This is a genomic window from Virgibacillus siamensis, assembly GCF_039522605.1.
GTDB lineage: Bacteria > Bacillota > Bacilli > Bacillales > Amphibacillaceae > Lentibacillus > Lentibacillus siamensis.
In genome coordinates this window covers 312,737-327,846 of the sequence record NZ_BAAADS010000025.1, presented here as the reverse complement: position 1 = coordinate 327,846, position 15,110 = coordinate 312,737, and the positions used below count along the sequence as shown (strand labels likewise).

Here is a 15,110-nt window from a genome sequence, read left to right as displayed (position 1 = left end):
TTTGATTAATACAGTTTCATTAAATCATTATAACAGAAAATGCATTGAGTAGCGTCGGAACAAATGAAAGCGATTAATACACTGTGAAAAAATGAATAAATATAAACAAAGTGATTGACCGAAGCGGATGATGTGAGCTAAACTTTAAATGAATTATGAATTGTACCAGTGAAAAGCACCTTAAAAGTGAAACAGTTTTGAAGTGATTAATAATAAACAAAACCGGGAAAAGATTAAGAGCATATGGTACAGATTATTTCATATTTTGGGAAGGCTAGAAATGAAAATCAAAACAGGTATTCAGAAAGGAAGAGGTGAACTATTTTGAAACACGTTTTGGAGAGTGTTGAGAGTCAGTTCGAAATGTTCCAGATTCTTGATGAAAATGGAAAAATAGTCAATAAAGATGCAGTGCCGGATCTTTCAGATGATGATTTGAAGGAGCTTATGCGAAGGATGGTTTATACGAGGGTGCTTGATCAACGTTCCATTGCCTTGAATCGTCAGGGCCGTTTAGGATTTTATGCACCGACTGCCGGTCAGGAAGCTTCACAGTTGGCAAGTCATTACGCGCTGGAAAAAGAGGACTTCCTGTTGCCAGCATATCGTGATGTGCCACAGCTCATTTGGCATGGTCTTCCATTGTATCAGGCGTTTCTGTTTTCCAGAGGACATTTTCATGGTAACCAATTTCCGGAAGGCGTAAATGGTTTCAGCCCGCAAATTATTATTGGTGCACAGTATACACAGACTGCAGGCGTTGCACTTGGAATGAAGAAGCGTGGCAAAAAATCGGTTGCAGTAACATACACAGGTGACGGCGGTACTTCCCAAGGTGATTTTTATGAAGGGATTAACTTTGCAGGTGCATACGGGGCACCCGCTATTTTCTTTGTACAAAATAACCAATTCGCAATTTCGGTTCCGGTTGAACAGCAGACAGCAGCAAAGACGCTTGTACAAAAATCAATCGCTGCCGGAATTGAAGGCATACAGGTGGATGGTATGGACCCATTTGCTGTTTATGTGGCTACAAAAGATGCGAGAGAACGTGCGATTAACGGAGAAGGTCCGACCTTGATTGAAACAGTAACATACCGCTATGGACCTCATACAATGGCCGGTGATGATCCAACTCGGTATCGTACAGATGATTTGGATAATGAATGGGAGAAAAAAGATCCACTCGTCCGCTTCCGCAAGTATTTGGAAGGAAAAGATTTATGGTCGGAAGAGGAAGAAAATAAAGTAATCGATGAGGCCAAAGATGAAATTAAGAAAGCAATTAAAAAAGCCGATGAATATCCAAAACAAAAAGTAACGGATCTTATTGAAAATATGCATGAAGAACTTCCGCGTAATTTGAAAGAACAAATGGAAGAATATAAAGAGAAGGAGTCGAACTAAATCATGGCACAAAAAACAATGATTCAAGCAATCACTGATGCGATGCACAATGAACTGAAAAATGATGAAAATGTGCTTGTATTCGGTGAAGATGTTGGCCAAAACGGTGGTGTTTTCCGGGCAACGGAAGGATTGCAAAAAGAATTTGGCGAAGAACGTGTGTTTGATACACCACTTGCTGAATCCGGAATTGGCGGAATGTCCATCGGTCTTGCAGCACAAGGATTCCGTCCAGTGCCTGAAATTCAGTTCTTCGGCTTTATATATGAGGCAATGGACTCAGTTAACGGACAAATGGCGCGTATGCGCTATCGCAGTGGCGGAACATATCCGATGCCGATTACCATCCGTACCCCATTTGGCGGCGGCGTTCATACACCGGAACTGCACGCTGATTCACTCGAGGGATTGATTGCACAACAACCCGGCATTCGCGTGGTGATCCCTACAACACCATATGATGCAAAGGGACTGTTAATTTCCTCGATACGGAGTAATGACCCAGTATTGTTTTTGGAACACATGAAGTTGTATCGCTCATTCCGCGGTGAAGTACCTGATGACGAATACACCGTTGATTTGGACAAGGCCGATGTAAAACGGGAAGGTGACGATGTAACAATTGTTGCCTATGGTGCAATGGTTCATACAGCATTGAAAGCTGCTGATGAACTGGAAAAAGATAATATCAGTGTAGAAGTAATTGATTTGCGCACCGTATCACCGATTGATGTTGATACAATTGTAGAGTCAGTTAAGAAGACTAATCGGATGATAATGGTTCAGGAAGCACAGCGTCAAGCTGGTGTAGGATCACATGTTATCTCGGAAATTCAGGAACGTGCAATTCTGCATCTAGAAGCACCAATTTTGAGAGTTTCGGCGCCTGATACAGTTTACGCATTTTCTCAGGCTGAGGAGATTTGGCTGCCAAATCACCAGGACATTATCGAACGAGTGAAAGAATCAATTAACTTTTAAATTCAAGATGGGAGGCAGTATGAATGGCTTATAATTTTAAGTTGCCTGATATTGGTGAAGGTATCCACGAAGGTGAAATCGTTAAATGGTTTGTTCAAAAAGGCGATGAAGTCAAGGAAGATGACGTCCTTTGTGAAGTGCAAAATGATAAGGCTGTTGTGGAAATTCCATCACCGGTTGATGGTACGGTAGAAAAGGTTCATGTTGATGAAGGTACAGTCGCTACCGTTGGTGACACGATCATCACATTTGATGCGGAAGGCTATGAGTCGGACGATGACGAAGAAGCGGAATCTGCAGAAGCGGCAGATGACCAGCAGGAAGATCAGAAACAGGAATCGAACGCTGATGATCAGACCGAAGATAAAGCAGATCAAAAAGAATCAGCAGATAAAGAAAAAAGTGATTCCTCTGATGATAAACGAGTAATCGCAATGCCTTCAGTCCGTAAATATGCGCGTGATAATGAAGTGAATATTAAGAGCGTGCAGGGTTCAGGCAAAAATGGACGTATTTTGAAAGAGGATGTGGACAGTTACTTAAGCGGCGACCAGCCGGCTGACACGGAAGAAAAAGCTGAAGAGGCAGAGTCCAAGCCAGCTGGAGAAGCTGCTGCACCTGAAGGCGACTATCCGGAAACCCGTGAAAAAATGACCGGAATCCGCAAGACTATTGCCAAAGCAATGGTTAATTCCAAAACAAAAGCACCACATGTAACGCTGATGGATGAAGTTGATGTTACTGAACTTGTAGCACACCGCAAGAAATTCAAGCAGGTAGCAGCTGATCAGGAAATTAAGCTGACATATCTTCCGTATGTTGCCAAAGCACTTGTATCTGCATCGAAAAAATATCCGATTTTGAATGCTGCAGTAGATGATGATTCAGATGAAATTATTTACAAGCATTATTACAATATTGGAATTGCCGCAGATACTGACAAAGGATTGCTTGTACCGGTCGTAAAAGATGCTGACCGTAAGTCGATTTTTGCGATTTCCGGGGAAATTAATGAGTTGGCAGAAAAAGCCCGCAGTGGTAAACTTACATCTGAAGAGATGAAAGGTGCATCCAATACAATTACCAATATTGGTTCTGCAGGTGGACAATGGTTTACACCGGTCTTGAATTATCCGGAAGCAATTATCCTGGGAATTGGCCGAATTGCTGAAAAACCAATTGTCCGCGACGGTGAAATAGTAATTGCACCAGTGCTTGCAGTTTCATTAAGCTTTGATCACCGCATTGTTGATGGTGCAACAGCACAATTGGCATTGAACCAAATCAAGCGGTTATTGAACGATCCACAACTTATTATGATGGAGGCGTAAATTATGGTAGTAGGAGATTTTCCAATTGAAGTTGATACACTGGTTGTGGGTGCCGGACCAGGCGGCTATGTAGCTGCCATCCGTGCTGCCCAAACCGGTCAAAAAGTGACAATAGCTGATAAAGGGAATCTTGGCGGAGTTTGTCTGAACGTCGGCTGTATCCCTTCCAAAGCCCTGATTCAGGCTGGCCACTTGACGGAGCATGCACGAGGTAATGAAGAACTCGGTATTAAAACGGAAAATGTTTCTGTTGATTTTTCCAAAGTTCAGGAATGGAAAGGTAAAGTCGTCAACAAGTTAACATCTGGTGTTGAAGGTCTGCTAAAAGGCAATAAAGTCGATGTTGTAAAAGGTGAAGTATATTTTGTTGATAAGAACACAGTTAAAATAATGGATGATAAACAATCACAGACATATACATTTAACAACTGTATTATTGCAACTGGTTCGACACCGATCGAAATTCCAAGCTTCAAATTTTCGGATCGCGTGCTTGATTCAACGGGGGCATTGAATCTTGATGAAATTCCTCAAAAAATGGTCGTGATCGGCGGCGGTTATATTGGAACAGAACTGGGTACAGCATACGCGAATTTCGGCACCGAAGTTACTGTTCTGGAAGGTACAAAAGAAATTCTAGGCGGTTTCGAGAAGTCCATGAAACAGGTTGTGAAGAAGCGTCTTAAGAAAAAAGGCGTCAATGTTATAACAGAAGCAATGGCACAAGGCGTTGAAGAATCCAAAGATGGTGTGAAAGTAAAATATGAAGCCAATGGGAAGGAAGAAACCATTGATGCTGATTATGTACTTGTAACTGTCGGGCGCCGTCCTAATACCGAAGAACTTGGTCTTGAACAGGTTGGAATCGAATTGGACGATAAAGGACTTATTAAAATTGATAAGCAATGCCGCACAAATATCGATAATATTTATGCAATTGGTGATATAGTGGAAGGACCTCCACTTGCACATAAAGCATCCTATGAAGGTAAAATTGCTGCAGAGGTAATCAGTGGGGAAAAATCACAAATTGATTATCTTGGTATCCCTGCCGTTGTATTCTCTGATCCAGAGCTTGCAACAGTTGGTTATACGGAGCAAGGTGCAAAAGATGCAGGTTATGAAGTAAAAGCATCTAAGTTTCCATTTGCAGCTAATGGCCGTGCATTGTCACTTAATGACACAGATGGCTTCATGAAGCTGATTACAAGGAAAGAAGACGGCCTTGTAATTGGTGCTCAAGTTGCCGGACCAAATGCGAGTGATGTAATTGCGGAAGTCGGGCTTGCTATTGAAGCAGGCATGACAGCAGAAGATATCGCACTCACCATTCATGCGCATCCAAGCTTGGGTGAAACGGTTATGGAAGCTGCAGATGTTGCATTGGGCATGCCAATTCATACGATGTAATCAGGTATAAAGTATAAACTGCCCCCATTTTTATGAGGGCAGTTTTTTGGTATGTATAAGTTTGTCATTTCACGAAGTAAAGATGCAGAAGAAGGAAATGCAACCATTTCAAAAAAATAATAAGACGGACCGGAATTAGCCGGTCCGTCTTATTAATTAGCTACTGTTTTCGTTTCTGTTCCATTTCTTTTGCTTCTTGTTTAAATGCCTTCATTAATGATATGACCACCAGCAGCATAATAACTGCAAATGGCAGTGCTGCAATGATGGATGCGGTTTGCAGTGCTTGCAGACCGCCTTGCCATAACAGAACCGTTGCAGCGGCTGATTGAATGATACCCCATACGAATTTTACTTGATTTGGCGGATATAGACTTCCACCGGTTGTTTGCATTCCCAAGACAAATGTTGCAGAATCTGCAGAAGTAATAAAGAATGTGCTGATTAGTAAAATTGCAAGGATGGACATGACCGTTCCAAGTGGAAATTGTTCAAGTACTGCAAACAATGCGGTTTCCTTACCAATTTCATTAACATCCTGAATAAGGTTTGCATCTTGAAAAAACTCCAGGTTAATTGCGGAGCCGCCAAAAACCGAAAACCATAAGGCACCGAATATAGTGGGAACAAGAAGGACGCCGGATACGAATTCACGTATTGTCCGTCCTCTGGATACACGGGCAATAAATGTACCAACAAATGGCGCCCATGCAATCCACCAGGCCCAGTAGAAAATCGTCCAATCCTTAACCCAAGTGTTGTCCGCATTAAATGGTGTCATACGGAAACTCATGCTTGGAAGGTTTTGTATATAACTGCCAAATGTTGATGTAAACATCTTAATGATGAAGTTAGTCGGTCCGGCAAACAATAAGAACAGCATTAATAAAATCGCAAGTATAATGTTGGCATTACTTAAGTATTTAATCCCTTTGTTTAAACCGGTCATGGCAGAAGTCATATAGAGAACTGTTACAATTGCGATGATTATTAACTGCACTATGAATGTATTAGGCAGCCCAAATGCATATGAGAAACCACCACTGATTTGAATGGCACCGAAACCGAGTGAAGTGGCTACACCGAATATTGTTGCGAACACAACAATAAAATCAACAACTGTCCCCCATCTACCTTTTATACGGGGACCAAAAAGCGGTTCAAGAATAGAACTGACAAGTCCGGGGGACTGTCTCCTGAATTTAAAGTAGGCAAGTGCCAATGCAAGTGTTGCGTAAACTGCCCATGGGTGCAATCCCCAGTGAAAGAAACTGAACTGCATTGCTGTTTTGGCAGCTTCCGCCGTTTCCGGATCTCCATATGGTGGGGTATGAAAGTGATTAAGCGGTTCTGCGGCACCCCAGAAAACCAGCCCAATTCCCATACCTGCACTGAATAGCATCGCGAACCATGTAATGTAGGAATATTCCGGTCTCTCGCCAGGTTTACCCAGTCGAATGCTTCCATACTTTGAAAAGATAAGGTAAATTGAAAATACTACAAATGCAGTTGCACTCAATAAATAAAACCAGCCGAATTTATTGACAATGAATGCCTGGATATTTGAAGTTACGTTATCCATGTTGGCACTATGTAGTACACTTTCGGGAATTACTCCCCAAATAATGAATAATATTGCTACGACAGCGGAAATCCAAAATACTCTTGTTACTTTTTCCATCATCCCATTCCTTTCTATGTAGTTTGACAAGAAGTTTGCTAAAAGAACACATTGTTGTATTTAAACATATGAGGCTAAATTCTTCAACAAAAATATGCTGTCCTTATCCTTTCCGATTATGGCAATTCCATTCTTGCAGATTCTTTAATATATAACCCAACTTCGACAAAAATAAACAACTTATTTTTTGGAAGCATAGCCGTATGTATCTTTAATGCGATATAATTGGGGAGTCATCTTAACAGCAAGGGGGAAATACCTATGAAGCACGTAATATGGCTTTTACTGACAACATTGCTATTGACGACAGCATGCAATGACACAGGAACAGTTGAAGAAGAAAATAGTTCAGAACAATCGGCTAACCAGGAACAGGCAAATGAGAGCCACGAAGAAAGCAGCAGCCAGGTTAACAAAGATAATCAGAAAAATAAACAGAAAGATAAGAAGAAAGATGAGCAGACAAATGATGAAAAGTCGGCTCCAACATACAAAATTAATAAAAAATCGACAGTTGTACCAATACATAAGAATAAGGAAGATAAAGTGGTTTTATTAACATTTGATGATGCACCGGATAAATACGCACTTGAGATTGCCAAGACACTTAAGGAAAAAAATGCGGGAGCTATTTTTTTCGTGAACGGTCATTTCCTGGATACTGATAAGGAAAAGAAAATCCTGAAAAAGATTCATTCCATGGGATTCGCAATCGGAAATCACACATACAATCATGCTTTTCTCCCGGATTTATCCAAAGCAGACCAAAAGAAAGAAATTGTCAGATTGAACAAGCTTGTTAAAAAAATCATCGGTGAACAGCCGAAGTTTTTCAGGGCGCCAAATGGGGCAAATACGGATTATTCGAGAAAAGTGGCAGCTGACGAAGGAATGGTGGTCATGAACTGGACATACGGTTACGACTATTTTAAGCCATACATGGATGCAGAAAAATTAACGAAGGCAATGGTTACCGGTAAAGGGCCGGAAGTTGATGTTCCATACAGTTTGCTGAAACCTGGTGCCAATTTATTAATGCACGACCGGAAATGGACTGAGAAGGCACTGCCTGCAATCATCAAAGGGCTCCGGAATAAAGGATATGAAATGGTAGACCCTGAACAGATTAAAACGAAGCAATAATCTCGGGACAGCTAGTAGCGGCTGTCCTTTTTTAATAGTCACACAAAATTAGAGTGTCCATTTTTTGTTGTTAACAAAAACATAATTGATTTAATATGTTATACTAATTAAGGGTTGATTCTTTTATTATGTCATATTATAATTATTTCACAGTGTTATAATGAATTTTTCGAAAAAGGAGCTGTGCCATATGGGTACTATTGTTTGTCAGGATTGTCAGCAGGTAATCGAGCATTTTGATGATGAAAAAGTTACTACTCTTTATGGAACATGTCCGAATTGCGATGGAAACTAGCCGAAGATAAATAAAAACTGCATGGCATTCATGCAGTTTTTTAATGGATGTTTTTAAGGTTAAAAGTAGTTTTTTCAGCAGCCAGCATGATAAGATGAGGAAAAAGGAGTTGCTTTGATGAACTGGAAGACAAAGGTTACGGAATTATTTAATATTGACTATCCAATTATACAAGGTGGACTTGCTTATCTGGCTTATGCGGATTTGGCTGCTGCAGTGTCTAATGCAGGTGGGCTCGGACAAATCACAGCCATGAGTCTGTCCACACCGGATGAATTGCGTGAAGAAATCAAAAGGGTGCGGACGATGACTGACAAGCCATTCGGCGTAAACTTTGCAATTGGTCAGCATGGCAGATCCTTTGAACATATGGTGGAAGTTGCCATTGAAGAGAAAGTTTCCGCCATTTCTGTTACTGGCGGAAATCCAAAAGGTGTTCTCGATATGGTGCAAGGTCATCCCATTAAAAAACTGGTACTGACTGCCGCACGAAGACAGGCGGAAAAAGCGGAACAACTGGGTGCCGATGCTGTTATGGTTGTTGGACAGGAAGGCGGCGGTCATCTTGGGCGTGGTGATATTGGTACGTTTGTGCTGACTCCGCAAGTGGTGGATTCTGTCTCCATTCCGGTCATCGCGTCTGGAGGGATTGCAGATGGACGGGGAATGCTTGCTGCACTTGCGCTTGGAGCGGAAGGTGTTGAAATGGGTACAAGGTTTATAGCAACAAAAGAATGTGTTCATGCACACCAGTCATATAAACAGGCGCTCTTGGATGCAGATGAGAATGCAACAGTGGTTATTAAACGATCATTGGGGACTCCTGCTCGGGCATTAAAAAATTCCTGGACGGATCAAATATTAGGTCTGGAGGATTCACATGGGGATTATGATTCGTTAAAAGCGTACATAAGCGGACAGGCAAATAAACGGTATATTTATGATGGGGATGATGAAGCAGGATTCGGTTGGGCTGGACAAAGTGCAGCAAGAGTAAATAATATCCCGACAGTAAAAGAATTGATAACATCGATGGTTGACGAGGCTGAATTAATTACTGGTCGATGGTCAGAGTGAGGTGGTGGGAAAATGAACTATCATTATCCGTTTGACGAGTCATGGACGAAACAGGAAATTATTGATGTGGTAAATTTTTTTAATCTGATTGAAAAGGCTTATGAAAGCCAGGTAAAGCGCGACGATGTATTAGCCGCATATCACAGGTTTAAATCGATTGTCCCTTCAAAGGGTGAGGAAAAAACGTACTTCGCAGCATTTGAAAAAGCATCCGGTTATAAAAGTTATCCAGTTGTTAAACAGGCACGTAATAAAGAGGGGAAATTTGTAAAAATGAATTAGACAAAAAGAGGCTGGGGCAAACAATTTTGCCCCAGCCTCTTTTTATGGATTCATTCCCATTTAATTCATGGAAATTTTATAGAGTGGTGTGAGCTTGTTAAACGTTTCCTCTGCCTCGTCAATAAATGCTTTTCCGGATTTCAATACAGAATCTGCCGGATCAATATGTTTACCAATCAGGAATTCAGCTTTTTTTACGTTTTTAAAACGGGTCAGTGTTTTTTCCAAATCAATGTCTGACAATGCTGTTGCATCCTTTTTCATATGATCCTGCGAAATCACAAAATCACCTGGAATGGATTCCTTAATATTATCCTTATGATTCAGGAAAGTCTCTGCAAAATGCTGCTTGTCCGGAAGTTCATAAATATAGGCAAGCCATATAAACAAATGGTCATCAAATAACCCAATTTGAAAATGTGGATGTTTTTTGTAGCCGCGTTTATTATGACAAAATGCCATCCAGGTATCATTTGGCGGATTTACCGTTCTTCTGGCATGCTGTGCTATATGGACGTACATATCCTGTCCAGTCATTTCTGCAAGATTGTCTGACAGTTTTTCACCGATTGCTTTAAATTTTGGCTGAATCCGTTCCTGAATTGCTTCCATCCGGTTATCCAACCCTCTAATCTGAAACGTGTTAAAGTCTTTATTCGAAAACCCTCTGAAACCCATTTTGCTACATCCTTTCCATGCTATTTTATTACAAATTATAATAATTATTATTAGTTAAATGACGAAAGCAGTCAAGTATTACCGTTTCAGGTGTTTAAATCATTGTAAAAAAGGGGAATGTAATATAAACAATTGATAATGAGTGAACCTTTTGCATTGAAGTGTCATATATATAATAAAAGCCATCTGAAAGGGTGTGAGTGTATTGAAATATGTAATGGAAGCATTGCGCAAAAAAGAAGCGCAGGAGAAATTGCCCGTCATTCGAATGGAAATAGATTATGAACTGGTAACATTGCATGATGCACTGCAGGCACAGGATCAGGTTGAAATTATAAAATCAAAAGAGCGGTTGAAGCAGTTACATCAGCAGCTGGTGGTAGCGGAATCCGAATAAAAGTTCGATGACCCCATGATACATATGTTCATGTTTAATGAACAGGGTTGGGGTCATTTGATTTATGATATGATATTATTTCGTGATTTGAACCCTCCAATCTGGTATGATTTAAAAAGACAGGCAGCATAATGGAGGATAATATATGGACTTGGATACACGCAATACCTTATACGATCAAGCTAAAAAATGGATTATGGAAGCAGGAGCAATCATCAAAGATCAAATTGGGGCTCCTCTTGAAATTACAACGAAATCAAATCCGAATGACCTGGTAACCACGATGGATAAGAATACTGAGTATTTTTTTGTCAATCGGATAAAACGTGAATTTCCGAATCACCTCATTATCAGTGAGGAAGGATACGGTGACGATTTAAAGGATTTAGAAGGGACAGTTTGGATTATCGATCCAATTGATGGAACGATGAATTTTGTTCATCAAAAAAGAAATTTCGCCATCTCCGTTGGTATTTATCACGATGGAATAGGTGAAATTGGTTTTATTTATGATGTAATGGATGATACATTATACAGTGCGAAGCGAGGGGGAGGTGCATATAAGAATGACTTCCGATTACCAACGCTTCCCGCTGACCGAAAAATAACCGAATCGATTATTGGAATGAACCATTATTGGTTATGTGAAAACAGGCTTGTGGATGAAACGGTAATGCAGCATTTTATCAGGACGATACGAGGCACCCGCCTGTACGGATCGGCTGCATTGGAACTCGCTTATGTAGCGGAAGGAATTATTGATGGGTATATCACAATGAGTCTTGCCCCGTGGGATATTGCTGCCGGTTTGATAATTTTAGATGAAGCAGGGGGAATTTCCACTAACGCTTGGGGAGCAGATATTAATTTACTCAGCACCAATTCAATTGTTGCTTGTAATCCTTCCATACAATCCCAGATTATTGATGACCATCTTCAAAAAGGAAGAAAGTGACACCGTTGTATCGGGTCACTTTCTTTTTCGTTTGAGTGATAATCCGAATCCCATAAAGGCAAAGCCCAATAAGATAAATAAGAGTACGAACCAGATGTTGCGATAGGAAATGGCAATTCCGACTAACACGAACATAAGAATTACCAAAGTTGCCAAAAGCAGCATCGGAATGTTGATATTTTTCAATGATGACACCTCTTTAATCGTAAGCAATTATATTCCACTGACTAGAATATCACAAAATCGACGTTTTTTTAACTAGCATGCAAACGTAAGATTTAGTATGATAGTAGAGGAGTTTTAATGAAAGCAGGTAATGGAGGATCTAAATGAATACAAATTTCAGTCCGCTTTTTGACTTTGTGGTTGAACATTTTCATGGTCATGAATTAGCCATTTTTTATTTTTCCAATTTAATTTTTGCAGCTATTGCCTATAAATTGGGGTTTGCCCGTCAGCTGCCATTATTAAAATCTGTTCTGGTATACATACTGCTTGCATTTGGATCAATTATTATTACTTTTTTCAGTGTAGTGGGGTACCCGATTACGGAGAGTCTGATTATCATGTCATTAATCCTTGGTATTTACCGGTTTCGCTTGTACAAGGAGAGAAAAAGGAAAGCGGAAACAGGAAAAGAATTTTGAAAAAGCTCCCAAATAGGGAGCTTTTTCAGATCAGGCTGTCACGTTTCTTTTTTTCCTCATATAACTGAAATTGTCCGGTAGCATGTCGTTGTTTTGTTCGTTCACTGATTCGCTGATCACACTCATGGCATAAATACATATGGATTCTGCGGTTTCTTAATCGTTTCGCTTTCAACGATTGACCGTCAATATCTTCAATTGTGTCACATAAAACACATTTTACTTTCATTTTTTTCACCTCGAAAATTAGGCTTTCTAATAATACTATAACATGACATGTCCATGCATAAAAGAAAAGGTTTTATAAGAAAATAGGATGGGAATAGGTATAATCAGATGGTAAAATTCAGGAAAGGTTGATTCGATGAGAAAACGATATATTGCATCGGCGGTTGGAGCAGTTGGTGCTGGAATTGCAGGATATGTACTGAAAAATGAGGAAACCCGAACTAAATTAAAAGGAAAAGTAGACACTGTAAAAGATAAACTGCTGGATAATCAGCAGGATTCTACTTTGGAAGAAGCCGGAAAACCGGACCAGCTGGAATCCGAGGTTCCGGCACAGGAGGAAAATTCCAAAATGGTATCGGAAGGCTCACAGTTTGGCGTGCAATACTACAATGAAGCAAAGGAAGAGAAGAAGGATTTAAAATAAGAAAAGGTGCTTTCTGATTGATTCGGAAAGCACCTTTTTAATGGGTATTTGTAAGGAAAGATGATATATCCATGTTTTCAATATCCACGAAAATGTAGTCATACCCACGATTGTCTTCATGGTTGGACATGGCCCGGCAAAAATAGGGGCATTCGAGCTCGCATTCATTCCTTATTATGCTGGTTTGACTGATCCTCTTCAATATCATCCAGCTGTTTCTCTTTTTTCTTTGGTGTCGTATTCTTATTTTGGTCCGGTTCATCCGGTCTGTTTTCGTTTATTGGGAAATCTGGCATATACCTTCCTACAATTCCTGACAGTTCATCAACTACACCTTGCACCGGGTATCCCTGGCTGATTTTATCGCCCATATTCCGAAGCCGCTGCACGACGTCCGCATCTGCAACGACAACAGCAGTTTTTCCATATGGATCCTCTTTCAATGATTCAAGTACAGAATATTTCACCGAACCTACCCGTGACCGGTCAAGATCCTTATCCACATCAATGCCAACAACAGCATAAGACCCGGCAACCACTGATGCTGCATCATTTACTTGCGGCACCTCACTAGCCACATTTGACAGATGTGCAGCAATTTCACTGTTGCTTAAATTCTTTTTCTCCATTGGATCTGAATCGTCTATTTGTACAATGCGGTCGTTGTTATTTTTATCTTCTGATGGCAATGATTGTTCTTCCTGGTTTTGCTGACAACCGGCTATTACCATAATGGATGCAATAGACAGTATTCCTAGACGTAACAGCATGTTTGCTCCTCCTTTAATGTTTTGACGGAATTACTGTCTTATTAGTTTGTATGGAACAATATAAAATATACATTTCCCAAACAATAAAAAAAAGCTGTTCACGTTAGTGTAAACAGCTATTTCAAATTAATTGATAATGATTTTTTCAACACCGGTTATTGGTGCATCCTGATTGGAACCATCTTTGAAATACAAATGGACTGGACCGTCTGTTTTCAGCGGCTTCCCGTCCACAGCGAAAAGAAAGTAACTATCCAGCAGTTTGTCAATTGATATATCAATTTCGCCGTTTTTTGTAGCTAGTGTTGCTCCTGTTGCATTACCGTTGATTCCGGCATTCTCAACAAATTCCCGTATCGGCATAACGTACGAATTAACTAAAATTTTTTCCCGTTCAAACCGGGAAATGCTCCGGTTAACCGGGGGATTGATTCGTTGTTGATTTACTGCGCGATCCCATCGCTCTGACGCCTGTTTTATTTCTTCGTCTGTCTGATCCTTTTTATTATGTTCAACCTGAAATGCTTCATCAAGCAGCACTTTCCGGTCATCAAAGATCCATACAGTAGGGTCCAGCGTTATCTTATATGTAACATTCCCCAGAATTGGTACAATCATGTTTTGCCACCTTTCTAATTCAATCTTTATCTAGAATAGCAGACACAGGAGAAATTTTCACGGCTCAGGAAATGCAAAATGAATTTTTTAGCAGGTAAGAAAGAATAAAATTCTTTCTTACTGCATAAGTGCAGCTAAAGGCTTGGTGACAACCAAGTTTTCGAATTAAAGAAGTGCTCCATGCTTCAAATTAAACCAAAAGCTAATGAAAGGCTATGCGAAACGTTGCCTAAAAATTTGACGCACGCAAATTCCTGATTTTATTTGCATTTTTAGCATGCAAACGATAATATAGTAAAGAAGAAAGTCTTTTCGATGGAGGGGATATAAATGATTCCTGAGGTGACTGAAACTCATCGTGAAAAAGCTTATGCCCTTCTGAAGGCTGACGCTGATAAAATACTAAGGCTAATTGAAGTACAAATAGAAAATTTAACGATGCCGCAATGTCCTCTCTATGAGGAAGTTCTTGATACTCAAATGTTTGGGCTTTCCAGGGAAATTGATTTTGCTGTTCGTTTAAATTTAATCAGCGAAAATGAAGGTAAAGCACTTCTGGAGAATTTGGAAAGGCAGCTCAATATTTTACACGAAACTGCACAGAAGTCCGTGTAATGTCATGATAACTTTACCAAAAACTTTGCCGAACTGGATTATGGCAAGGTTTTTTTGTTTAATGAACTTAAAATAGAATATGTGTTACAACAATTGATGAAATGTGTTATACTATTTGAATTTTTTATTTCATCTGTTATTATGAAATACATAAATCGGGGAGAACAA

At 40.1% G+C, this 15,110-nt stretch carries 19 protein-coding genes; 13 read left to right on the top strand and 6 right to left on the bottom strand.

Annotated elements, in window-relative coordinates:
- Positions 1–324: 324 nt before the first annotated feature.
- Genes pdhA through lpdA form a run of 4 tightly spaced genes read left to right on the top strand, consistent with a single transcriptional unit; the run spans position 325 to position 5,129 of the window.
- Positions 325–1,407, top strand: coding sequence for a pyruvate dehydrogenase (acetyl-transferring) E1 component subunit alpha (pdhA, locus tag ABD010_RS16830; protein WP_343815718.1), 1,083 nt, complete (start codon positions 325–327; stop codon positions 1,405–1,407).
- A gap of 3 nt (positions 1,408–1,410) precedes the next feature.
- Positions 1,411–2,388: an alpha-ketoacid dehydrogenase subunit beta gene (locus tag ABD010_RS16825; RefSeq protein WP_343815715.1), complete on the top strand. Its 978-nt coding sequence runs from the start codon at positions 1,411–1,413 to the stop codon at positions 2,386–2,388.
- A gap of 23 nt (positions 2,389–2,411) precedes the next feature.
- Positions 2,412–3,719, top strand: coding sequence for a dihydrolipoamide acetyltransferase family protein (locus tag ABD010_RS16820; protein WP_343815712.1), 1,308 nt, complete (start codon positions 2,412–2,414; stop codon positions 3,717–3,719).
- Positions 3,720–3,722: 3 nt separating this feature from the next.
- On the top strand, positions 3,723–5,129 hold the full coding sequence (gene lpdA / locus ABD010_RS16815) for a dihydrolipoyl dehydrogenase (RefSeq protein ID WP_343815710.1): 1,407 nt from the start codon (positions 3,723–3,725) through the stop codon (positions 5,127–5,129).
- A 160-nt stretch (positions 5,130–5,289) separates the two neighbouring features.
- Here lpdA and ABD010_RS16810 read toward each other — a convergent pair whose 3' ends face one another.
- Positions 5,290–6,810 (bottom strand): glycine betaine uptake BCCT transporter, encoded by a 1,521-nt coding sequence (locus ABD010_RS16810; protein ID WP_343816390.1) that lies wholly within the window; start codon positions 6,808–6,810, stop codon positions 5,290–5,292.
- Positions 6,811–7,071: 261 nt separating this feature from the next.
- Between ABD010_RS16810 and ABD010_RS16805 the strand changes: the two genes are divergently transcribed.
- The 4 genes from ABD010_RS16805 (at position 7,072) to ABD010_RS16790 (ending at position 9,607) form a co-directional block, all read left to right on the top strand.
- Positions 7,072–7,953, top strand: coding sequence for a polysaccharide deacetylase family protein (locus tag ABD010_RS16805; RefSeq protein ID WP_343815707.1), 882 nt, complete (start codon positions 7,072–7,074; stop codon positions 7,951–7,953).
- Positions 7,954–8,143: 190 nt separating this feature from the next.
- A complete protein-coding gene (locus ABD010_RS16800) occupies positions 8,144–8,248 on the top strand; it encodes a GapA-binding peptide SR1P (protein ID WP_343815705.1) in 105 nt (34 codons plus the stop codon).
- A gap of 117 nt (positions 8,249–8,365) precedes the next feature.
- Positions 8,366–9,325, top strand: coding sequence for an NAD(P)H-dependent flavin oxidoreductase (locus tag ABD010_RS16795; RefSeq protein WP_343815702.1), 960 nt, complete (start codon positions 8,366–8,368; stop codon positions 9,323–9,325).
- Between the two features lie 12 nt (positions 9,326–9,337).
- On the top strand, positions 9,338–9,607 hold the full coding sequence (locus ABD010_RS16790) for a UPF0223 family protein (protein WP_343815699.1): 270 nt from the start codon (positions 9,338–9,340) through the stop codon (positions 9,605–9,607).
- Positions 9,608–9,667: 60 nt separating this feature from the next.
- Here ABD010_RS16790 and ABD010_RS16785 read toward each other — a convergent pair whose 3' ends face one another.
- Positions 9,668–10,285, bottom strand: a complete 618-nt coding sequence (locus ABD010_RS16785) for a YktB family protein (RefSeq protein ID WP_343815696.1) — start codon at positions 10,283–10,285, stop codon at positions 9,668–9,670.
- A gap of 205 nt (positions 10,286–10,490) precedes the next feature.
- Between ABD010_RS16785 and ABD010_RS16780 the strand changes: the two genes are divergently transcribed.
- Positions 10,491–10,682 (top strand): hypothetical protein, encoded by a 192-nt coding sequence (locus ABD010_RS16780; RefSeq protein ID WP_343815693.1) that lies wholly within the window; start codon positions 10,491–10,493, stop codon positions 10,680–10,682.
- A 145-nt stretch (positions 10,683–10,827) separates the two neighbouring features.
- The gene (locus ABD010_RS16775; protein ID WP_343815690.1) at positions 10,828–11,637 is read left to right on the top strand and encodes an inositol monophosphatase family protein; all 810 of its coding nucleotides are present in this window, start codon (positions 10,828–10,830) and stop codon (positions 11,635–11,637) included.
- Between the two features lie 15 nt (positions 11,638–11,652).
- Here ABD010_RS16775 and ABD010_RS16770 read toward each other — a convergent pair whose 3' ends face one another.
- On the bottom strand, positions 11,653–11,823 hold the full coding sequence (locus ABD010_RS16770) for a DUF5325 family protein (protein ID WP_390350834.1): 171 nt from the start codon (positions 11,821–11,823) through the stop codon (positions 11,653–11,655).
- A 143-nt stretch (positions 11,824–11,966) separates the two neighbouring features.
- Here ABD010_RS16770 and ABD010_RS16765 point away from each other — a divergent pair, with 143 nt between their 5' ends.
- Positions 11,967–12,284, top strand: coding sequence for a YlaH-like family protein (locus ABD010_RS16765; RefSeq protein ID WP_343815688.1), 318 nt, complete (start codon positions 11,967–11,969; stop codon positions 12,282–12,284).
- 25 nt (positions 12,285–12,309) lie between these two features.
- Here the strand turns inward: ABD010_RS16765 and ABD010_RS16760 are convergent, their stop codons facing one another.
- Positions 12,310–12,513, bottom strand: a complete 204-nt coding sequence (locus tag ABD010_RS16760) for a YlaI family protein (RefSeq protein WP_343815685.1) — start codon at positions 12,511–12,513, stop codon at positions 12,310–12,312.
- A gap of 135 nt (positions 12,514–12,648) precedes the next feature.
- Here ABD010_RS16760 and ABD010_RS16755 point away from each other — a divergent pair, with 135 nt between their 5' ends.
- Entirely contained in the window at positions 12,649–12,939 is a 291-nt protein-coding gene (locus tag ABD010_RS16755) for a hypothetical protein (protein ID WP_343815684.1), read from the top strand.
- A 164-nt stretch (positions 12,940–13,103) separates the two neighbouring features.
- Here ABD010_RS16755 and ABD010_RS16750 read toward each other — a convergent pair whose 3' ends face one another.
- Together ABD010_RS16750 and ABD010_RS16745 are read right to left on the bottom strand one after the other, a co-directional pair.
- The gene (locus ABD010_RS16750) at positions 13,104–13,709 is read right to left on the bottom strand and encodes a YhcN/YlaJ family sporulation lipoprotein (protein ID WP_343815682.1); all 606 of its coding nucleotides are present in this window, start codon (positions 13,707–13,709) and stop codon (positions 13,104–13,106) included.
- Positions 13,710–13,835: 126 nt separating this feature from the next.
- On the bottom strand, positions 13,836–14,327 hold the full coding sequence (locus tag ABD010_RS16745) for a hypothetical protein (RefSeq protein WP_343815679.1): 492 nt from the start codon (positions 14,325–14,327) through the stop codon (positions 13,836–13,838).
- A gap of 330 nt (positions 14,328–14,657) precedes the next feature.
- On the opposite strand from ABD010_RS16745, the gene ABD010_RS16740 reads away from it, so the two are divergent.
- Complete coding sequence (locus ABD010_RS16740) at positions 14,658–14,942, top strand: Fpa/YlaN family protein (RefSeq protein WP_390350833.1); 285 nt, start codon at positions 14,658–14,660, stop codon at positions 14,940–14,942.
- Positions 14,943–15,110 lie beyond the last annotated feature (168 nt).

Excerpts from the sequence above, each read along its gene's own strand:
- ABD010_RS16795 (WP_343815702.1), top strand. The coding sequence starts at position 8,366 with ATGAACTGGAAGACAAAGGTTACGGAATTATTTAATATTGACTATCCA.
- ABD010_RS16765 (WP_343815688.1), top strand. The coding sequence starts at position 11,967 with ATGAATACAAATTTCAGTCCGCTTTTTGACTTTGTGGTTGAACATTTT.
- ABD010_RS16740 (WP_390350833.1), top strand. The coding sequence starts at position 14,658 with ATGATTCCTGAGGTGACTGAAACTCATCGTGAAAAAGCTTATGCCCTT.
- ABD010_RS16750 (WP_343815682.1), bottom strand. The coding sequence starts at position 13,709 with ATGCTGTTACGTCTAGGAATACTGTCTATTGCATCCATTATGGTAATA.
- ABD010_RS16775 (WP_343815690.1), top strand. The coding sequence starts at position 10,828 with ATGGACTTGGATACACGCAATACCTTATACGATCAAGCTAAAAAATGG.
- ABD010_RS16760 (WP_343815685.1), bottom strand. The coding sequence starts at position 12,513 with ATGAAAGTAAAATGTGTTTTATGTGACACAATTGAAGATATTGACGGT.
- ABD010_RS16755 (WP_343815684.1), top strand. The coding sequence starts at position 12,649 with ATGAGAAAACGATATATTGCATCGGCGGTTGGAGCAGTTGGTGCTGGA.
- ABD010_RS16810 (WP_343816390.1), bottom strand. The coding sequence starts at position 6,810 with ATGGAAAAAGTAACAAGAGTATTTTGGATTTCCGCTGTCGTAGCAATA.
- ABD010_RS16820 (WP_343815712.1), top strand. The coding sequence starts at position 2,412 with ATGGCTTATAATTTTAAGTTGCCTGATATTGGTGAAGGTATCCACGAA.
- lpdA (WP_343815710.1), top strand. The coding sequence starts at position 3,723 with ATGGTAGTAGGAGATTTTCCAATTGAAGTTGATACACTGGTTGTGGGT.
- ABD010_RS16805 (WP_343815707.1), top strand. The coding sequence starts at position 7,072 with ATGAAGCACGTAATATGGCTTTTACTGACAACATTGCTATTGACGACA.
- ABD010_RS16785 (WP_343815696.1), bottom strand. The coding sequence starts at position 10,285 with ATGGGTTTCAGAGGGTTTTCGAATAAAGACTTTAACACGTTTCAGATT.
- ABD010_RS16790 (WP_343815699.1), top strand. The coding sequence starts at position 9,338 with ATGAACTATCATTATCCGTTTGACGAGTCATGGACGAAACAGGAAATT.
- ABD010_RS16745 (WP_343815679.1), bottom strand. The coding sequence starts at position 14,327 with ATGATTGTACCAATTCTGGGGAATGTTACATATAAGATAACGCTGGAC.
- ABD010_RS16825 (WP_343815715.1), top strand. The coding sequence starts at position 1,411 with ATGGCACAAAAAACAATGATTCAAGCAATCACTGATGCGATGCACAAT.
- ABD010_RS16800 (WP_343815705.1), top strand. The coding sequence starts at position 8,144 with ATGGGTACTATTGTTTGTCAGGATTGTCAGCAGGTAATCGAGCATTTT.